Origin of the sequence: Methylobacterium guangdongense (assembly GCF_038442355.1) — a bacterium.
Classification (GTDB): Bacteria; Pseudomonadota; Alphaproteobacteria; order Rhizobiales; family Beijerinckiaceae; genus Methylobacterium; species Methylobacterium guangdongense.
On sequence record NZ_JBBXMX010000008.1, the window covers coordinates 35,624 to 50,227 of the forward strand.

At 71.8% G+C, this 14,604-nt stretch carries 16 protein-coding genes and 1 riboswitch; of the genes, 13 read left to right on the forward strand and 3 right to left on the reverse strand.

Annotated elements, in window-relative coordinates:
• Positions 1 to 74 precede the first annotated feature (74 nt).
• Positions 75 to 608, reverse strand: coding sequence for a PAS domain-containing protein (locus tag AAHG09_RS16310; protein WP_342108504.1), 534 nt, complete (start codon positions 606 to 608; stop codon positions 75 to 77).
• 240 nt (positions 609 to 848) lie between these two features.
• On the opposite strand from AAHG09_RS16310, the gene AAHG09_RS16315 reads away from it, so the two are divergent.
• Positions 849 to 1,079, forward strand: a complete 231-nt coding sequence (locus AAHG09_RS16315; protein WP_342108505.1) for a hypothetical protein — start codon at positions 849 to 851, stop codon at positions 1,077 to 1,079.
• Positions 1,080 to 1,551: 472 nt separating this feature from the next.
• Here AAHG09_RS16315 and AAHG09_RS16320 read toward each other — a convergent pair whose 3' ends face one another.
• On the reverse strand, positions 1,552 to 2,262 hold the full coding sequence (locus AAHG09_RS16320) for an MgtC/SapB family protein (protein ID WP_342108506.1): 711 nt from the start codon (positions 2,260 to 2,262) through the stop codon (positions 1,552 to 1,554).
• A gap of 221 nt (positions 2,263 to 2,483) precedes the next feature.
• Here AAHG09_RS16320 and AAHG09_RS16325 point away from each other — a divergent pair, with 221 nt between their 5' ends.
• The 10 genes from AAHG09_RS16325 (at position 2,484) to crcB (ending at position 11,570) form a co-directional block, all read left to right on the forward strand.
• Entirely contained in the window at positions 2,484 to 3,485 is a 1,002-nt protein-coding gene (locus AAHG09_RS16325; protein ID WP_342108507.1) for an AAA family ATPase, read from the forward strand.
• 110 nt (positions 3,486 to 3,595) lie between these two features.
• Complete coding sequence (locus AAHG09_RS16330; protein ID WP_342108737.1) at positions 3,596 to 4,459, forward strand: DUF58 domain-containing protein; 864 nt, start codon at positions 3,596 to 3,598, stop codon at positions 4,457 to 4,459.
• Positions 4,460 to 4,609: 150 nt separating this feature from the next.
• The gene (locus AAHG09_RS16335; RefSeq protein WP_342108508.1) at positions 4,610 to 5,074 is read left to right on the forward strand and encodes a DUF4381 family protein; all 465 of its coding nucleotides are present in this window, start codon (positions 4,610 to 4,612) and stop codon (positions 5,072 to 5,074) included.
• A complete protein-coding gene (locus AAHG09_RS16340) occupies positions 5,071 to 6,105 on the forward strand; it encodes a VWA domain-containing protein (RefSeq protein WP_342108509.1) in 1,035 nt (344 codons plus the stop codon). Before AAHG09_RS16335 ends, AAHG09_RS16340 begins: the two co-directional genes overlap by 4 nt.
• A 241-nt stretch (positions 6,106 to 6,346) precedes the next feature.
• A complete protein-coding gene (locus AAHG09_RS16345) occupies positions 6,347 to 7,276 on the forward strand; it encodes a VWA domain-containing protein (protein WP_342108510.1) in 930 nt (309 codons plus the stop codon).
• Positions 7,276 to 8,196: a tetratricopeptide repeat protein gene (locus AAHG09_RS16350; protein ID WP_342108511.1), complete on the forward strand. Its 921-nt coding sequence runs from the start codon at positions 7,276 to 7,278 to the stop codon at positions 8,194 to 8,196. Before AAHG09_RS16345 ends, AAHG09_RS16350 begins: the two co-directional genes overlap by 1 nt.
• A gap of 293 nt (positions 8,197 to 8,489) precedes the next feature.
• Complete coding sequence (locus AAHG09_RS16355) at positions 8,490 to 9,764, forward strand: hypothetical protein (protein ID WP_342108512.1); 1,275 nt, start codon at positions 8,490 to 8,492, stop codon at positions 9,762 to 9,764.
• Between the two features lie 113 nt (positions 9,765 to 9,877).
• Entirely contained in the window at positions 9,878 to 10,303 is a 426-nt protein-coding gene (locus tag AAHG09_RS16360; protein WP_342108513.1) for an EF-hand domain-containing protein, read from the forward strand.
• A gap of 176 nt (positions 10,304 to 10,479) precedes the next feature.
• Positions 10,480 to 10,989, forward strand: coding sequence for a hypothetical protein (locus AAHG09_RS16365; RefSeq protein WP_342108514.1), 510 nt, complete (start codon positions 10,480 to 10,482; stop codon positions 10,987 to 10,989).
• 36 nt (positions 10,990 to 11,025) lie between these two features.
• Positions 11,026 to 11,097: riboswitch (Fluoride riboswitch) on the forward strand.
• An 83-nt stretch (positions 11,098 to 11,180) separates the two neighbouring features.
• Entirely contained in the window at positions 11,181 to 11,570 is a 390-nt protein-coding gene (gene crcB / locus AAHG09_RS16370; protein WP_342108515.1) for a fluoride efflux transporter CrcB, read from the forward strand.
• 133 nt (positions 11,571 to 11,703) lie between these two features.
• Here crcB and AAHG09_RS16375 read toward each other — a convergent pair whose 3' ends face one another.
• On the reverse strand, positions 11,704 to 12,534 hold the full coding sequence (locus AAHG09_RS16375; RefSeq protein ID WP_091716387.1) for a pyruvate, water dikinase regulatory protein: 831 nt from the start codon (positions 12,532 to 12,534) through the stop codon (positions 11,704 to 11,706).
• Between the two features lie 461 nt (positions 12,535 to 12,995).
• Here AAHG09_RS16375 and AAHG09_RS16380 point away from each other — a divergent pair, with 461 nt between their 5' ends.
• Together AAHG09_RS16380 and hemJ are read left to right on the forward strand one after the other, a co-directional pair.
• A complete protein-coding gene (locus tag AAHG09_RS16380; protein ID WP_342108516.1) occupies positions 12,996 to 14,132 on the forward strand; it encodes a uroporphyrinogen decarboxylase in 1,137 nt (378 codons plus the stop codon).
• Positions 14,133 to 14,142: 10 nt separating this feature from the next.
• On the forward strand, positions 14,143 to 14,574 hold the full coding sequence (hemJ, locus tag AAHG09_RS16385; protein WP_342108517.1) for a protoporphyrinogen oxidase HemJ: 432 nt from the start codon (positions 14,143 to 14,145) through the stop codon (positions 14,572 to 14,574).
• Positions 14,575 to 14,604: the final 30 nt, after the last annotated feature.

Sequence of the window (14,604 nt, forward strand, 5' to 3'; positions counted from 1 at the left end):
ACCGCCCCGGATGGATTTCTGCGGTTCCGCTTCCGCTCAACCATGGGGTGGACGTGGACGTTCGAGGACGCGCGTTATCCGCGCCGTGCGAGCGCCTGCCCGATCCCGAACAACAGCATCTCGGATATGCGATGCAGATCGAAGTGGCCGCCCCTTTCAAGCGCCGCATGCGCCGCGATGCAATGATCTGCAGCGAGGTCCAACGTGTGGACAGGATCCTGGCTGAGCGAGGCAGCGGCGATGAACGCGTCGCGGTGAGCATCGGTGGTATCGATGTAAGCGCCAAGCCCTTGCATCGCCCCCGTTTCATCGGGTGTGAGAGCCCCGCGGTTCAGCACCCAGCGGACCTCGTTCAGATCCGTCAGGATCCGGAACTCCGCCGAGATGGGGCCGCCCGTCTGGCGGACGCGACGGATGCGCGCGAAGACCCAATCGCGATCGTCCGGATGCGTGCGTGCGAGGGCCGCTTCAAGGGGGAGCGGTTGGCCGGCAAGCGCGGCATTGCCCGCCAGCAGGGCAGCCGCACCCGCATCGAGCACGGAGCGGCCCGCAGCGACGTCCGTTCCCCAGGTCCCGATCAGGCCAGCCGCGCGGAGGGCGGGATCCATTCCAGCTCTGGACAACATTCAGCCACTCCGCCGCGCCCGCGTTCTCAACGCAAGAAAAGCTGCGCCCCAACAACGAGGACGGCACTCAATTGCCTCCTCCCATCAGGGCTGCGTGAGTTGCGGTCCGTTGTCGCAATCGTGAATTGCAATTTAGTATGAGAGGACACGCTTGAGGTAGAAGATTGTTCTCTTGACCAGAGACGGGGGGCGGTTCGCTCTCGGCACAAGAGGGTGACGAGAATGGCTGAAGACCGAACCAAGAGCGCCCTGAAGCGCGTGGCGCAGGCGCTCAGCGTCAACGAGGACGTGTTTCTGGCAGGCCACCCGCGCGGTGGGTCGCCGGCCAAGGCCGCATCGGAGGAGTTGGAGCTTCTCAGGCTCTTCGCGGCGATCGCAGATCCCGAGATGCGGCGAACCTGTCTCCGATACGTGCAGAATCTCGCCGACTCTTCCGACATGGCGGCGGGATAGGGGTTCGGGGGCGCACTTCGGGACGCGATCAGCGCCCTGCCCAAGATCCCGGAGCCGCCGCATGTCGCACGGGTGCGGAAGACGCTGACGGGACCATCGCACGGGGAAACAAACGCCCGCGCTCGCCCACAAGGGGCTGAGGGGCACACCAGGTGGCGAGCGCGGGGATCGACAGGGTCGACGGACAACCCTACCGCGAGCTGAGTGAGAATACCACTACTTATGTGCGATAGCGGACATTCCTGAAGCGTCCACGCCCAACCCCGACAGCGCCGGAGCATACCGGCAGGCGGGCGTGGCGGTCAGCCGAAACCGACCACGGCGCCCTCGATACGATGCCGGGCAGTGCCCCCAACCTGTGAAAAGCAAGCGCGGCGAGCAGCCGAGAACGCCGAGCGCCAGCGCGGCGGCGGGATTGGGTCGGTCGCAGTCCCGAACGCCCCGGGCGCACCGGGCTCGACCCTGCACACAATCAATCCGCCGTCTGCACCGACCACGTGGCGTGGCGGATGCCCGGGGCGCGGGCGAGGTCGTTGGTCACGGCGTCGAGTTCCTCCGCCTTCACGGCGCTCGCCGTCAGCGTCGCCACCACGTCGACCGCGGTCTCGCCGCGCTCCTCCACCTCGACGCTGCTGACCGGGTAGTTGGCCGCCTCCAGGCGCTCCACCAGCAGATCCTGCGCCGGGCCGGCCTCGCCGGGGGCCGTGGTGACCTGGACCTCGTAGGTCGCCTCCGTGGACGATTCGCGGATCGGCGCGCGGTTGATGGCGTTCACCAGCGGCCGCAAAGCCGTGTTGCAGGCCAGGACCGTCACCATCACGAACACCGCCTCGAGGGGCAGGTCGGCGCCGCAGAACGCCCCCACGGCGGCCGAGCACCACAGGGTGGCGGCCGTGTTCAGGCCGCGGACGTTCATCCCCTCCTTCATGATCACGCCGGCCCCGAGGAAGCCGATGCCGGAGATCACGTACGCCACCGTGCGGACCCCACCGTCCGGCCCGGTCAGCCGCATGCCGAGATCGACGAAGGCCGAGGCGCCCACCGCCACCAGCACCGCCGTGCGCAGGCCCGCGGTGCGCTGGCGGTACTGCCGCTCGGCCCCGATGATCGTGCCCAGCACGAAGGCCACGAGCAGGCCGATGCCGGATTTCAGTTCTTCTGGGAGGGCGGCGTAGCTGGTCATCGGCGGTTCTTGAGAGCGCGGCAGTGACGAAACCGTGACATCACGGCCCGGTCCAGGCCCGAAAAGGGGGACGGAACCGGGATTGACGGCCGCACCGGGCAGCGGGCACACCGGCAGGAGCCTGAGGATCCCTTAAGAATTCGGGACCCGGCCGAGGAGACGTGCAGGATGCAGCACACGGCCCGAGTGGCGGAACAGGCCCGCGCAGGACGCAGTCGCGCATGAGCGACGCCCTCGCCGAACGCCGCCCCGAGACCCTTCCGGATGCGGCCCTGCACGGCCGCGTCATGGCGCTCCGCGAGGGGCTGGAGCGCGGCCTGATCGGCAGCGCCGGCCTCGTCGAGCGCCTGCTGATCGGGCTCCTCACCGGCGGGCACCTGCTGATCGAGGGCGCGCCGGGTCTGGCCAAGACCCGCGCGGTCAAGCGCCTCGCCGACGGGCTCGACGGCTCCTTCGCGCGCATCCAGTGCACGCCCGACCTGATGCCGGCGGATCTGACCGGCACCACCGTGTGGCGCCAGGACAGCGGCACCTTCGAGTTCCTGCCCGGCCCCCTGTTCCACGCCCTCGTGCTGGTGGACGAGGTCAACCGCGCGCCGCCCAAGGTGCAGTCGGCTTTGCTCGAATCCATGGCCGAGGGGCAGGTCACGGTCTCGGGGGCGACGCACCGGCTGTCCGACCCGTTCATGGTCGTGGCGACCCAGAACCCGATCGAGCATGCCGGCACCTTCCCGCTGCCCGAGGCGCAGCTCGACCGCTTCCTCCTGCACGTCGTGGTCGAGATGCCCGACGCCGAGACCGAGCGGGCGATCCTCGACCTCGTGGAGGGCGAGATCACCCATCACATCGAGGCCATGCCGGTGCGCCTGTCGCTCGCCGACGTGCGCGCGGCCCGGGAGGCGGCACTCGCCACCTACGTGTCGCCGGCGCTCAAGGATTATCTCGTCCGGCTGGTGGCGGCGACCCGCACCGACGCGGCGGCGCCGGACCTGCGCGCCATGATCGAGCACCCGGCCTCCCCGCGCGGCACCCTGGCGCTGATGCTGGCCGGCAAGGCCCGGGCCTGGCTGCGCGGCCGGGACCACGTGATCCCTGAGGACGTCACCGAACTCGCCCGCGACGCCCTCTCCCACCGGATCGGCCTGACCTGGCGGGCCGCCGCCGAGGGCAAGACCGCCCGGGGGCTCGTCGGCGAGCTGGTGCAGCGGGTGCGGGCGCTCTGACGGTGTTCGGATTCGGGCAGGCGCGCCGTCCCGCGATCCCGTCCCCCTCCGTGGGAGCGGACGATCGGGCGGGCGCCGAGGGCGGCATCCACCTCTCGGGCGAGGCCCTGATGGGCCTGCGCCACCTCGCCCGGCGGGGCTCCGCGCCCGCGACCCGGACGCTCGCGGGCCTGCCGGGCGGCATCGTCACCCGGCGCCGGGGGCGCGGCTCCGAGCCGGAGGATGTCCGGCTCTGGTCGGAGGGCGACGACCGCCGCTTCATCGACCGCAACGCCACCGCCCGGACCGGGCAGCTCCACGTACGCACCCATCACGACGAGCGCGACCGGGCCGTGGTGCTGCTCGCCGACTTCCGGCCCTCCATGCTGTTCGGCACCCGCCGGACCCTGCGCTCGGTGGCGGCCGCCGAGGCCCTGGCGCTGCTCGGCTGGCGCGTCGCGGCCGATGGCGGCCGGGTCGGCCTCGCGGTGGCGTCGGCCGGTGCGCCGACCGTGCTGCGGCCGGCGGGCGGCGAGCGCGCCATGATCGCGGTGACCGGCGCCCTCGCGCAGGCCCATGCCGACGCCCTGGACACCGTGTCGGGCGCGCGCACCGAACCGGAGCCGCCCCTCGAGGCGACGCTCGGCCTCGCCCGCAGCCTGCTGCCCGCCGGGGGCCACATCGTCATCGCCAGCGCCCTGGACGATCCCGGCCCCGGCTTCGATGACCTCCTGACCCTGCTGGCCGAGCGGATCGCCATCCGGCTGATCCTGGTGAGCGACGCCTTCGAGCGCGCGCGACCGCCGGGCTACTACCCCTTCGCCCTGGCCGACGGGCACCGTGGGACCGCGCTGCCGACCGCGACGCCCACGGGACAGGCCGAGGCCCGGCTCGCCGATTACGCGCACCGCGGCATCGCGGGCGTGCGCCTCGATGTCGAGACCGGGCCGGAGGCCTACGCGCCGCTGATGGAGCGCCTCGATGCGGTGCTGTGACGGCCTGTTCGGCCCGGATCTGGGGTTTCCAAAGGGCGAGCCCTTTGGCGGGGTTTCGGGGCAGAGCCCTGAGAGGTTTTCCAGGGCTCTGCCCTGGACCCGCGAAAGGTCTCGACCTTTCGAAACCAGAACTGAGGCCGTGTCTCCGCGATGAACCCCGTCGAGACACCGCTCGGGCTCGATCAACTCCGCGGCCTTCACCTGCCCGGCGGGGCCGCGGGGGCGTTGCAGGGCGAGATCGTGGCCGCAGCGCTCCTGGGCTTCCTCGCCGCACTGCTGGTGGGGCTTGTCCGATACGGGCGCAGCCGGGCCCGGGCCACGGTGCGCCGGGCGGCGCTGGCCGAACTCGCCCGCAGCCGCGGGCTCGATCCGGAGGCGCGGCTCCTGACCCAGGCCCGCCTGCTGCGCCGCCTCGGCCGGACGCTCGCGGGCGACGCCGAAACCCGGGCGACCGGTGCGGACTGGGCCGCCCGACTCGACTGGCTGTTCCGGACCGACTTCTTCACGCGGGGCGCCGGGCGGGTGCTGGCCGACGGCCTGTACCGGCGGCAGGCGCCGGACCTCGACGCCCTGGATGCCGAGCTCGGCCGCCTGATCGGAAAGCTGCGGGCATGAGCGATGTTCTGCCAGCTTGGCTCAGCGCCCTCCTGTCGGCCTTCGACCTCGCCGCGCCCTGGGCGCTCCTGGCCCTGCCGCTGCCGCTGCTGGCCGCCCGCCTGATCCCGGCCGAGCCGGAGGGCGGCAGCGGGGCGCTGCGCGTCCCCGGCACGCTGGTGGGCGAAGGCCGGTCCGGCGCCGATCTCGCCGCCCGCGGCCGGCGCCGGGCCGCCCTGACCTGGACCCTCTGGATCGCCCTGGTGGCGGCACTCTCGGGTCCGCGCCTCGTCATGCCGGCGACCGCACTGCCCGCCTCCGGCCGCGAGATCATGATCGCCATGGATCTCTCGGGCTCCATGGAGCGGCGCGACTTCGCCCTCGACGGCGAGACCGTGACCCGACTCACCGCGGTGAAGCGCGTGGGCACCGATTTCATCCGGCGCCGGGCCGGCGACCGGATCGGCCTCGTGATCTTCGCCGATCAGGCCTACGTGGCCGCCGCCCCGAGCTTCGACACCGCGGCGGTCGCCCGGGCGCTCGACGAGGCGACGATCGGCATCAGCGGCCGCTCCACCGGCATCGGCGACGGGCTCGGCCTCGCCCTCCGGCGGCTGGACCCGCGGGATGCCGGGGGCGAGGCCGCCTCCGATCCCGCGGGCGGCAAGGCCGCGAAGGCCGTGATCCTGCTCTCGGACGGCGCCAACAATGCCGGCCAGACCGCCCCCAAGGATGTCGCCGACCTCGCCAAGGAGCTGGGCATTAAGGTCTACACGATCGCGCTCGGCCCCCGCGACATGGCGGACGCCGATGGCGAGCAGGACGTGGTCGACACCGAGACCCTGCGCGACATGGCGCAGGCCAGCGGCGGCCAGGCGTTCCGGGTGCGCACCACCGACGATCTCGTCAAGGTCGCCGACGCGATCGACCGGCTGGAGGGCGGCCGCGCCCTGGCCCCGCCCCTGCCGCTGCGCCGGGACCTCTGGCCCTGGCCGGCCGCCCTGGCGCTGCTCAGCGCCGCCGCGTTGCTCGCCAGCCGGAGGGGGGCGTGATGGGTGCGGCGTTTGAAGTCGGTATACGTTCACGCGCGGCCCCTTTCCCGGGTGTATGCAGCGTTAGCGGAATGCGACCCGGGATCCAGCACGGGACAGCGCGAAGCGTCCGTTTAGATCAACCCGTGCCGCTATCGCGGCGCGTCCTGTGCTGGGTCCCGGATCAGGTTCCGCTGGCGCTCCACCTGTCCGGGAAAGGGTCCGGCACCGATCAAGGCCGCGCCATCTCCGGGTCAGCCCCATGAGCGCCCTCGACGCCTTCGCCCTCCTGCGCCCCTGGTGGTTCCTGGCGATCCCGGTCGTCGTCCTGCTGGCGCTCCGCGCCGCGTCCCGCTCGGCGCCGCTGGGCGACTGGGTCCGGGCGGTGGATCCGGGGCTGATGGCCCACCTCGCCCGCACCGGCGCGGTGCTCGGCGGACGCCGGCAGGCCAACCTCGCCGCCGCGCTGGCGGCCGGGCTCATCGCCCTGGCGCTGGCCGGCCCCGCCGTGGAGCGCACGGACGGACGCACGTTCCGCAATCTCGACGAGACCGTGATCGTCGTCGACCTCTCGCGCTCGGTCGCGGAGGGCGGCAACCTCCAGGGGGTCCGACAGGCCGCCGCCGCGGTCGCCGAGGCCGCCGGCACCCGGGCGGTCGCCCTCGTGGTCTACGCGGGCGACGCCTATCTCGCCGCCTCCCCCACCACCGACCGCGACAGCCTCGGCACCACCCTGTTCGCGCTGGACGCCGACACGGTGCCGGACCGCGGCTCCCACCCCGAGCGCGGGTTGGCGCTCGCCCGCCGCACGCTGGCGGAGGCCAACGTGGTGTCGGCCGACGTGGTGCTGATCAGCGACGGCGACGGCATCGGCGAGGCCGCCACCCGCGAGGCGCGGGCCATCGCGGCGCAGGGCTGGCGGCTCCAGGCCCTGTTCGTCCCCGCCGACAAGCCGCTGCCGCCGAACGCGCCGAAGCCCGACCGCGCCGCCCTCGACGCCCTGGTGCGGGCCGGCGGCGGCACGGTCGCCGACATCGCCACCCCCGGCCCGGTGCTGGATGCGGTCGGCGCCGGCTTGGCCCAGCACCTCGCGGCCGGCGGCTACGGCGTGCTCGCCTACGCGGATCTCGGGCGCTGGCTCCTGTTGCTCGCGGCCCTTCCGGCCCTGGTCCTGTTTCGCAGGAGCGCGTGATGCGGCTCACCCTCCCCGACACGGGCTTCGCCGCCCCGCTCCGGGCCGGCCTGCCGCCGCGCTGGCGGCACCTTGCCCGGATCGCCGGTCTGGCCCTCGCCGGCCTCGGCCTCCTGGCGTTGCTCGCGGTCTCGCAGCCCCGCACCGGGTTCGGGCGCCTGCTGATGGGGATCGGCCTGCCGGCACTCGCCGCCGACATCTTCGCCGACCCGGCCTGGCGCGCCGCCGCGCTCTACGAGGCCGGCCGCTACGCGGATGCGGTCGCGCTGTTCCGCGCCGGGGGCCGCCGGGCGAGCTACAACCTCGGCAACGCCCTCGCCAGGGCCGGTGACCTCGACGGGGCGCTCGCGGCCTACGACGAGGCCCTGCGCTTCAACCCCCGGGACGCCGACGCCCAGGCCAACCGCTCGCTGATCGCCCGGATGCAGGCCGAGGTGATCGACCGCGGCCCCGGCGGCGGCATCGCCAACGGCACGGCCCAGTACGGTGCCCGCTACAACAACACCGCCAACCAGGACCAGAACAACGACATCAACGCCGCCTCCAGCGGCGAGGGTCTCGCCGGCAACAAGGAGTCGAACGCCAGCGCGTCGCTGCCCGGCAACAGCAAGGTCGCCCGCCGCGGCAAGGCCGAGCAGCAATCGATCGACACCGGCAAGGGCCAGGCCCGGGGCTCGGCCGGCGATGCGGCGGGCCGCGGCCGGACCGGGGGCGGCTCCGCCATGGTGGCCGAGGCCCCCGAGCGCGAGGTCCGCCGGGTGACCAAGAGCTTCGAGGCCCACGAGATCCGCCCGGACCGGCTCTGGCTCCAGACCCTGCCGGACGATCCCGGCCGTTATCTCAAGCTGCGCCTGCGCGCCGAGCAGACCCGCCGGGTCGAGGCCGGCACCGCGATTCCCGCCGGGAGCAACCCGTGGTGAGTTTTTTGGCGTTTTCCGTGACGCGCGATCCCCCTCCCCCCTCTGGGGACGACCAGCCTCACACATCGCGCCTGATGACACGGTCACAAGACGGGACGCGGGTCCCCTCTCCCGTTCGGGAGAGGGACAGGGTGAGGGTCGAGAACTCTCAGAACAAGGCGCGCCCTGTCGGCGCGTCGATCGGGTGCCTAATCCTGACCGTTCTCGTCCCTCACCCCAACCCTCTCCCGCACGGGAGAGGGGGCCTGTCGCGTTCTGTCGCCAGCGTCAGCGCTCAATCGGGATGGACGGATATGGTCGCTTCAGGAGGAGGGAAGGGCCGTGCCGTGCTGGCGGCCCTGTTCCTCGCCCTCACCCCCCTCCCCGCCCACGCCGAGATCGAACCCGGCGACCTCACCCTCACGGTCACCGCGGAGTTGAACGGCAACAGCGCCCCCTTCCCCCGCGAGATGGTGCTGTTGAAGATCCACGGGGTCTACAAGCAGCCGATCCTGCTGGAGGAGGTGGTGCAGCCCTCGCTCGCCAACTTCTCCTGGACCCAGCTCGGCCGCGACCATTGGAGCAAGGCCAAGCTCCCGGACGGGCAGAGCGCCATCGCGTTCGACCGCACCGTGGCGATCTTCCCGCACCACGCCGGGCAGTTCACCATCGAGCCCTTCACCCACAAGCTCACCGTCAACGATGTCGGCGAGCGCCGGGTGGTCGAGGTGCGCTCGCAACCGATCCCGTTCCCGGTGGCGCAGTGGACCGCCCCGACCGGCGGCCCGGACGCCAAGGAGCCCTGGTGGCTGCCCGCCAAGGACGTGGCGATCACGGATTCCTGGAGCCCGGATCCGGAGACCATCAAGGTCGGCGAGACCGCCCGCCGGATCGTCACCCTGGAGGCCCAGGGCATGGTGGCCGAGGGCCTGCCGCCCCGGCCGGTGATGCGCACCCGCGGCATCATCACCTTCGCGGGGCCCGTCACCCGCGAGACCCTGCTGACCCCCTCGGGCCCCGTGGCCCGGGCCACCTACCAGTGGGACGTGAAACCCGGCGTGCCGGAGATCATCCCCCTCGACGCGATCGCGATCCCCTGGTTCGACACGAACACCCGCACGATGCGCGAGACCGAGATCCCGGCCCGGCAGATCGGCGGCGGCCTGCCCGATCGCGAGACCGACCGGGCGCCCCCGCCGATCCCCGCCCCGCTCACGGTCGCCGCGGCGGCGCTCGCCGCCTTCGGGCTCGGGCTGGCGCTGATCGGCTTCGGCCTCGGCCGGCCGACCCTGCGTCTGTCCGGGCCGACCCGGCGCCGTCTGCGGGCGGCTTCCCGCGCCAACGACCCGGCCGGGTTCCGCGCCGCCCTCGACGCGGCCATGCGCGAGGCACCGGAACTCGCCCGGATCTGGCGGGCGCGGCCCGATCTCGCTGCCGCCTTCGCGGATCTCGACCGGTCGGTGTTCGGCGCCTCGGGGGCGGCCGCGCCCGATCTGCCGGCCCTGGCGCGCAGCCTGTCGCGCGGCCAACCGGTCGCCGCGGCGCCCGGCCCGGACCGGCTGGCGCCCCTCGACGGACCGGCCCGCTGAGCGGAGCCGCGCGGGTCTCTGCGATCCTCGCCTTGTGAAGGGCGGCCCGGGAACAGCCCGCGCGGCTATGATTTGGGTCGCCGGCGCCGATCGCCACCGGAGACTGTCCCGACATGTCCACGATTCTGACCCGACCCGTGCTTGCCGCCGCGCTCGCCGCCACCCTGGCCCTGCCGGCCGTGCTTCCGACCGCGGCCTTCGCCCGGTCCTCCGGCACCGAGCGCACGCTGAAGATGGTCGACACCGACAGTGACGGCACCATCGACCTCGCCGAGGCCCAGGCCGCCGCCGGCAAGGTCTTCGACGGCGCCGAAAAGGACAAGGACGGCACCGTCGACGCCAAGGAGCTGAAGGGCCGGGTCAGCAAGAAGGACCTGAAGGCGGCCGACCCCGATTCCGACGGCACCCTCGACCGCAAGGAATACCTCGCGTTGGTCGAGCAGCGCTTCAAGGCCGCCGACCCGGATGGCGACGGCAAGCTCGACGCCAAGGAACTCAAGACCCCCGCCGGCCGGAGCCTGCTGCAGCTCCTCAAGTGAGACCGACCTGATCGACGGCCATTGCACAGTTCCTGGGCAAGGACTATTTCTGTGCAATGGCTCAAGATCTGAGCAGGCATCAATATTTTGCACGATCTTGCGTCATCTGAGCGACCTCCATAGGTTTGCAGTATCCGGTCGAACAAGAACCGGATGAACCAACAGGGAGGAGCGCGATGCCACGCGCGATCGACGTCAAGGACAGGTTCCGCGCGCGGCTGCAGGAGGCCGATGCACGGAGCAACGATTTCCGGAAGAAGCTTCTCGAAGAGGGCACCCGGGCGCTGCAGCCGGTGGTGGGCGTCCTCAACCTGATGGCCGAGGTGCTCAACGAGGAGGACAATGTCCACGGCAGCATCACGGGCCTGGAAGCCAAGATCGATCAGGACAACTTCATCAGCCTGTGCGCACAGCTGCGCGGGACCGAAGCCGAGCAGAAGATCAAGATCAAGTACGGGCCGGAACTCGGCGGCAGCAACTTCATCTCGGTCTCGGGCCTGAACCAGCGCTACAACGAGCGCCTCATGCCGGGCGCGGGTCGCTGCGCCAGCGGCCGGACGGTCGGCAGCGACATTCAGCTCGACGAGCACCGGGGCGACGAATTGGCCGAGGTGGTCCGCGAGGTGGTGGAGGATTTCTACGCCGCCCAGATCGAGCAGCGCAGCCACTTCGCCTTCGCCCGGTAAATCGGATTCCCCTGTCGGCGATCCTGCGCTAAGCCTGTCGCCGATGGGGATGGAGCTCCCCGACAACCGCCCGGCCCATCAAGCCGGGCTGATGGCTCCTACCGCACGGGCGCGCGTTCCGCCGTCCGCGGTGGGGCCGTGCGCCGAAGCCGCGACGCGCGACGCCGCCCGACCGAACAGGAAGGGCAGGCATGATCAACACCCTCATCGTCATCCTCGGAGCCGGGCTCGGCGGCGGGGCCCGCCACGGCATCAACGTGGCGGTCAGCCGGCTCCTGCCGGGCCTCGGCTTTCCCCTGGCCACGCTGATCATCAACGTGCTGGGCTCGTTCCTGATGGGCGTGCTCGCGGAAGGCTTCGCGCTGCGCGGCGCGGCGGGCCATCCGGCGCGGCTGTTCCTGACCACCGGGATGCTCGGCGGCTTCACCACCTTCTCGACCTTCTCGCTCGACGCGATCAGCCTGTACGAGCGCGGCGAGACCGCCACGGCCGCGCTCTACGTGCTGGCCTCGGTCGCGGCCGGCCTGGTCGGACTGGTGGCGGGCCTCGCCCTGGTGCGCGCAGTTTTGAGCGGCAGCTGAAAAGTCCTGGTTTCAAAAGGTCTCCGACCCTTTGCGGGCGCAGGGCAGAGCCCTGCTGCCGGGCTTCGCCCGGTGCCTCAGGGGCGCCGCCCCTGGACCCCGCCAAAGGGCTTGCCCTTTGGGAACCCCGGACTCAGTCCGCGATGAACTTCAGGCGGTGGTCGCGATAGAGGTCGACGATCGCGGCCGCGGTCTCCTCGATCGAGCGGCGGGTCACGTCGATCGTCGGCCAGCGGTTCTTAGTGAACAGCCGACGCGACATCGTGATCTCGTCGGCCACCGCCGAGCGGTCGACGTAGAGGGAGGATTCGTCGGCGTTGAGGCTGGAGAGCCGGTTCTGCCGGATCTGCACGATCCGCTCCGGCGAGGCGAACAGGCCGACCACCAGGGGCTTGCGGGCGCGCTCGATCGCCGGCGGCAGCGGCATGCCGGGCACCAGCGGCAGGTTCGTGGTCTTGAGGCCGCGATTGGCGAGGTAGATCGAGGTCGGCGTCTTCGAGGTCCGGCTGACGCCCAGCAGGATCACGTCGGCCTCCTCCAGATCCTCCGGCAGGTTGCCGTCGTCGTGGGCCAGCGTGAAGTTCATCGCGTCGATGCGCTTGAAGTACTCCGCGTTCAGCATGTGCTGGGCGCCGGGCCGGGCCGTGGTCTCGGCGCCGAGATAGGCGCGCAGCAGATCGTGGACCGGCCGCAGCACCGACAGGCAGGGCGAGCCGGTCTCCCGGGCGACCTCCTCCAGCCGCTCGCCGAGGTCGCCGCCCACCAGGGTGTAGAGCACGAGGCCCGGCGCCGCCCGGATCTCGGAGATCACCCGGTCGAGCTGCGCCGCCGAGCGCACGAGGGGATAGACGTGCTCGATCGCCGAGACGCCCTCGTACTGCGCGGCGGCTGCGCGACCGACATTGATCAGCGTCTCGCCGGTCGAGTCGGAGACGAGGTGGAGGTGGAAGTAGCTGCGGCCCATCCGGACGCCTTTCGCGAGGCCCAGGTTGTCCACCGCCGGCCGCCAGGGGAGTCGATGAGTGTGGATAGGATGCCCCGCCGGGCCGGTCCAGCGTCAGGCGATGTTCGGTTATCGACTCCGCCGTTCACAGGCCGTTGATCGGCCCACGCGGAATCCGGGCCCGTGGGAGAATCCGGGACGCAATCGGGGTGCGCACAGGACTCGGCGTTGCCAAGCCGCTGACGGACCGTCCGGTTCTCGCAAGTTGGAGCAAATCCTTTAAAGCCTCGTTAACGGCGCGGCGGCGGGGACGGCCTGTGGATCGGTTTGCGACCCCGAATCTCAGGCCCCCAATAGAAAAAACAGAGTCCTAGAATCTCTCTTTTCTTTTCGAAGGGGCCTGTGTGGGGATCGGCGCGCCTCGACTCGACAGGAGGCGCGCCGACGGGCATGCGGGGTGGGGCAAACGGGGTGGAGCGCAGATGACGGGGACGCCGAAGGGGGAGCGCAAGGTCCTGCGTGTCCTCGAGGGAGAGGCCATCGGGCCACCCCCCGCCTGGATGATGCGCCAGGCCGGCCGCTATCTGCCGGAATATCGGGCGACCCGGGCCGAGGCCGGCTCGTTCCTCGACCTCTGCTACAGCCCGGATTTCGCCGTCGAGGTCACGCTCCAGCCGATCCGGCGCTTCGGCTTCGACGCGGCGATTTTGTTTTCGGACATCCTCGTCATCCCCCACGCGCTCGGCCAGGACGTGCGCTTCGTCGAAGGCGAGGGGCCGCGCCTCGACCCCCTCGACGGACGGGACACCTTTTCGCGACTGCGTGAGGCCGGCGACCCGGCGGTGATGGATCACCTCGCCCCGGTCTTCGAGACGGTGAAGCGGCTGCGGTCCGAACTGCCCGGCGAGACCACGCTGCTCGGCTTCTGCGGCGCTCCCTGGACGGTGGCGAGCTACATGATCGGCGGCCGCGGCACGCCGGACCTTGCCCCCGCGCGGGCGCTGGCCGAGGGCGATACCGCGCTGGTCGACACCCTGATCGATCGGCTCGTCACGGTGCAGACCGACTACCTCGTGCGCCAGCTCGAGGCCGGCGCCGACGCGGTGCAGATCTTCGAGTCCCATGCCGGCACCCTGCCGCAGGCCGTGCCGGCCTCCGGCGGGATCGTCGAGCCCGTGGGCGACGTCGCCGAGAGCGCCCTGCCGGACGCGCCCGCCGCCGACGCCCTCACCCGCTGGTCGCTGCAGCCCATCGCCCGGATGATCGCGGGCGTCCGCGCCCGGGTGCCGGGGGCGAAGATCATCGTGTTCGCCCGCGGCTCGGGGCTCGACGGCCATGCCCGGGTGGTGCCCGAGACCGGCGCCGACGCCGTCGGGGTCGATTGGGGCGTGGACCTGAAGGCCCTGCGCGGCCGGATCCCGGCCTCGACGGTGACGCAGGGCAACCTGCATCCCGACACGCTGATCGAGGGCGGCCCGGCCCTCGACGCGGCCGTGGATGCCGTGCTGGCGGCGACCGCCGGCCTGCCGCACATCTTCAACCTCGGCCACGGCATCACGCCGCAGACGCCGGTCGCCCATGTCGAGCGCATGCTCGCCCGGCTGCGCGGGCAGGGCTGAGGCCGAGCGCGTGCTGTACGACTGGATCAAGGCCCTTCACGTCATCAGCCTGATCGCCTGGATGGCGGGGATGCTCTACCTGCCGCGGCTGTTCGTCTACCACGCCGGCCTGCCGGCGGGCTCGGCGGCGCAGAGCGCGACCTTCAAGGTGATGGAGCGCCGCCTCCTCAAGGCGATCATGACCCCGGCCATGATCGCCACCTGGGTGTTCGGGCTGACGCTCGCCTGGATGAGCGGCTTCTACGCGGCCCCCTGGCTGCAGGCGAAGTTCGCGCTGGTCCTGGCGATGTCGGGCATCCACGGCTGGCTCGCCCGGATGGTCAAGGATTTCGCCGCCGACCGGAACACCCGCGCGCCCCGGTTCTACCGGATCCTCAACGAGGTGCCGACGCTCCTGATGATCGGCATCGTCATCCTGGCGATCGTCAAGCCAGGCCTCTGATCCGGAGATCCCGTGATCCCGGGCCCGATC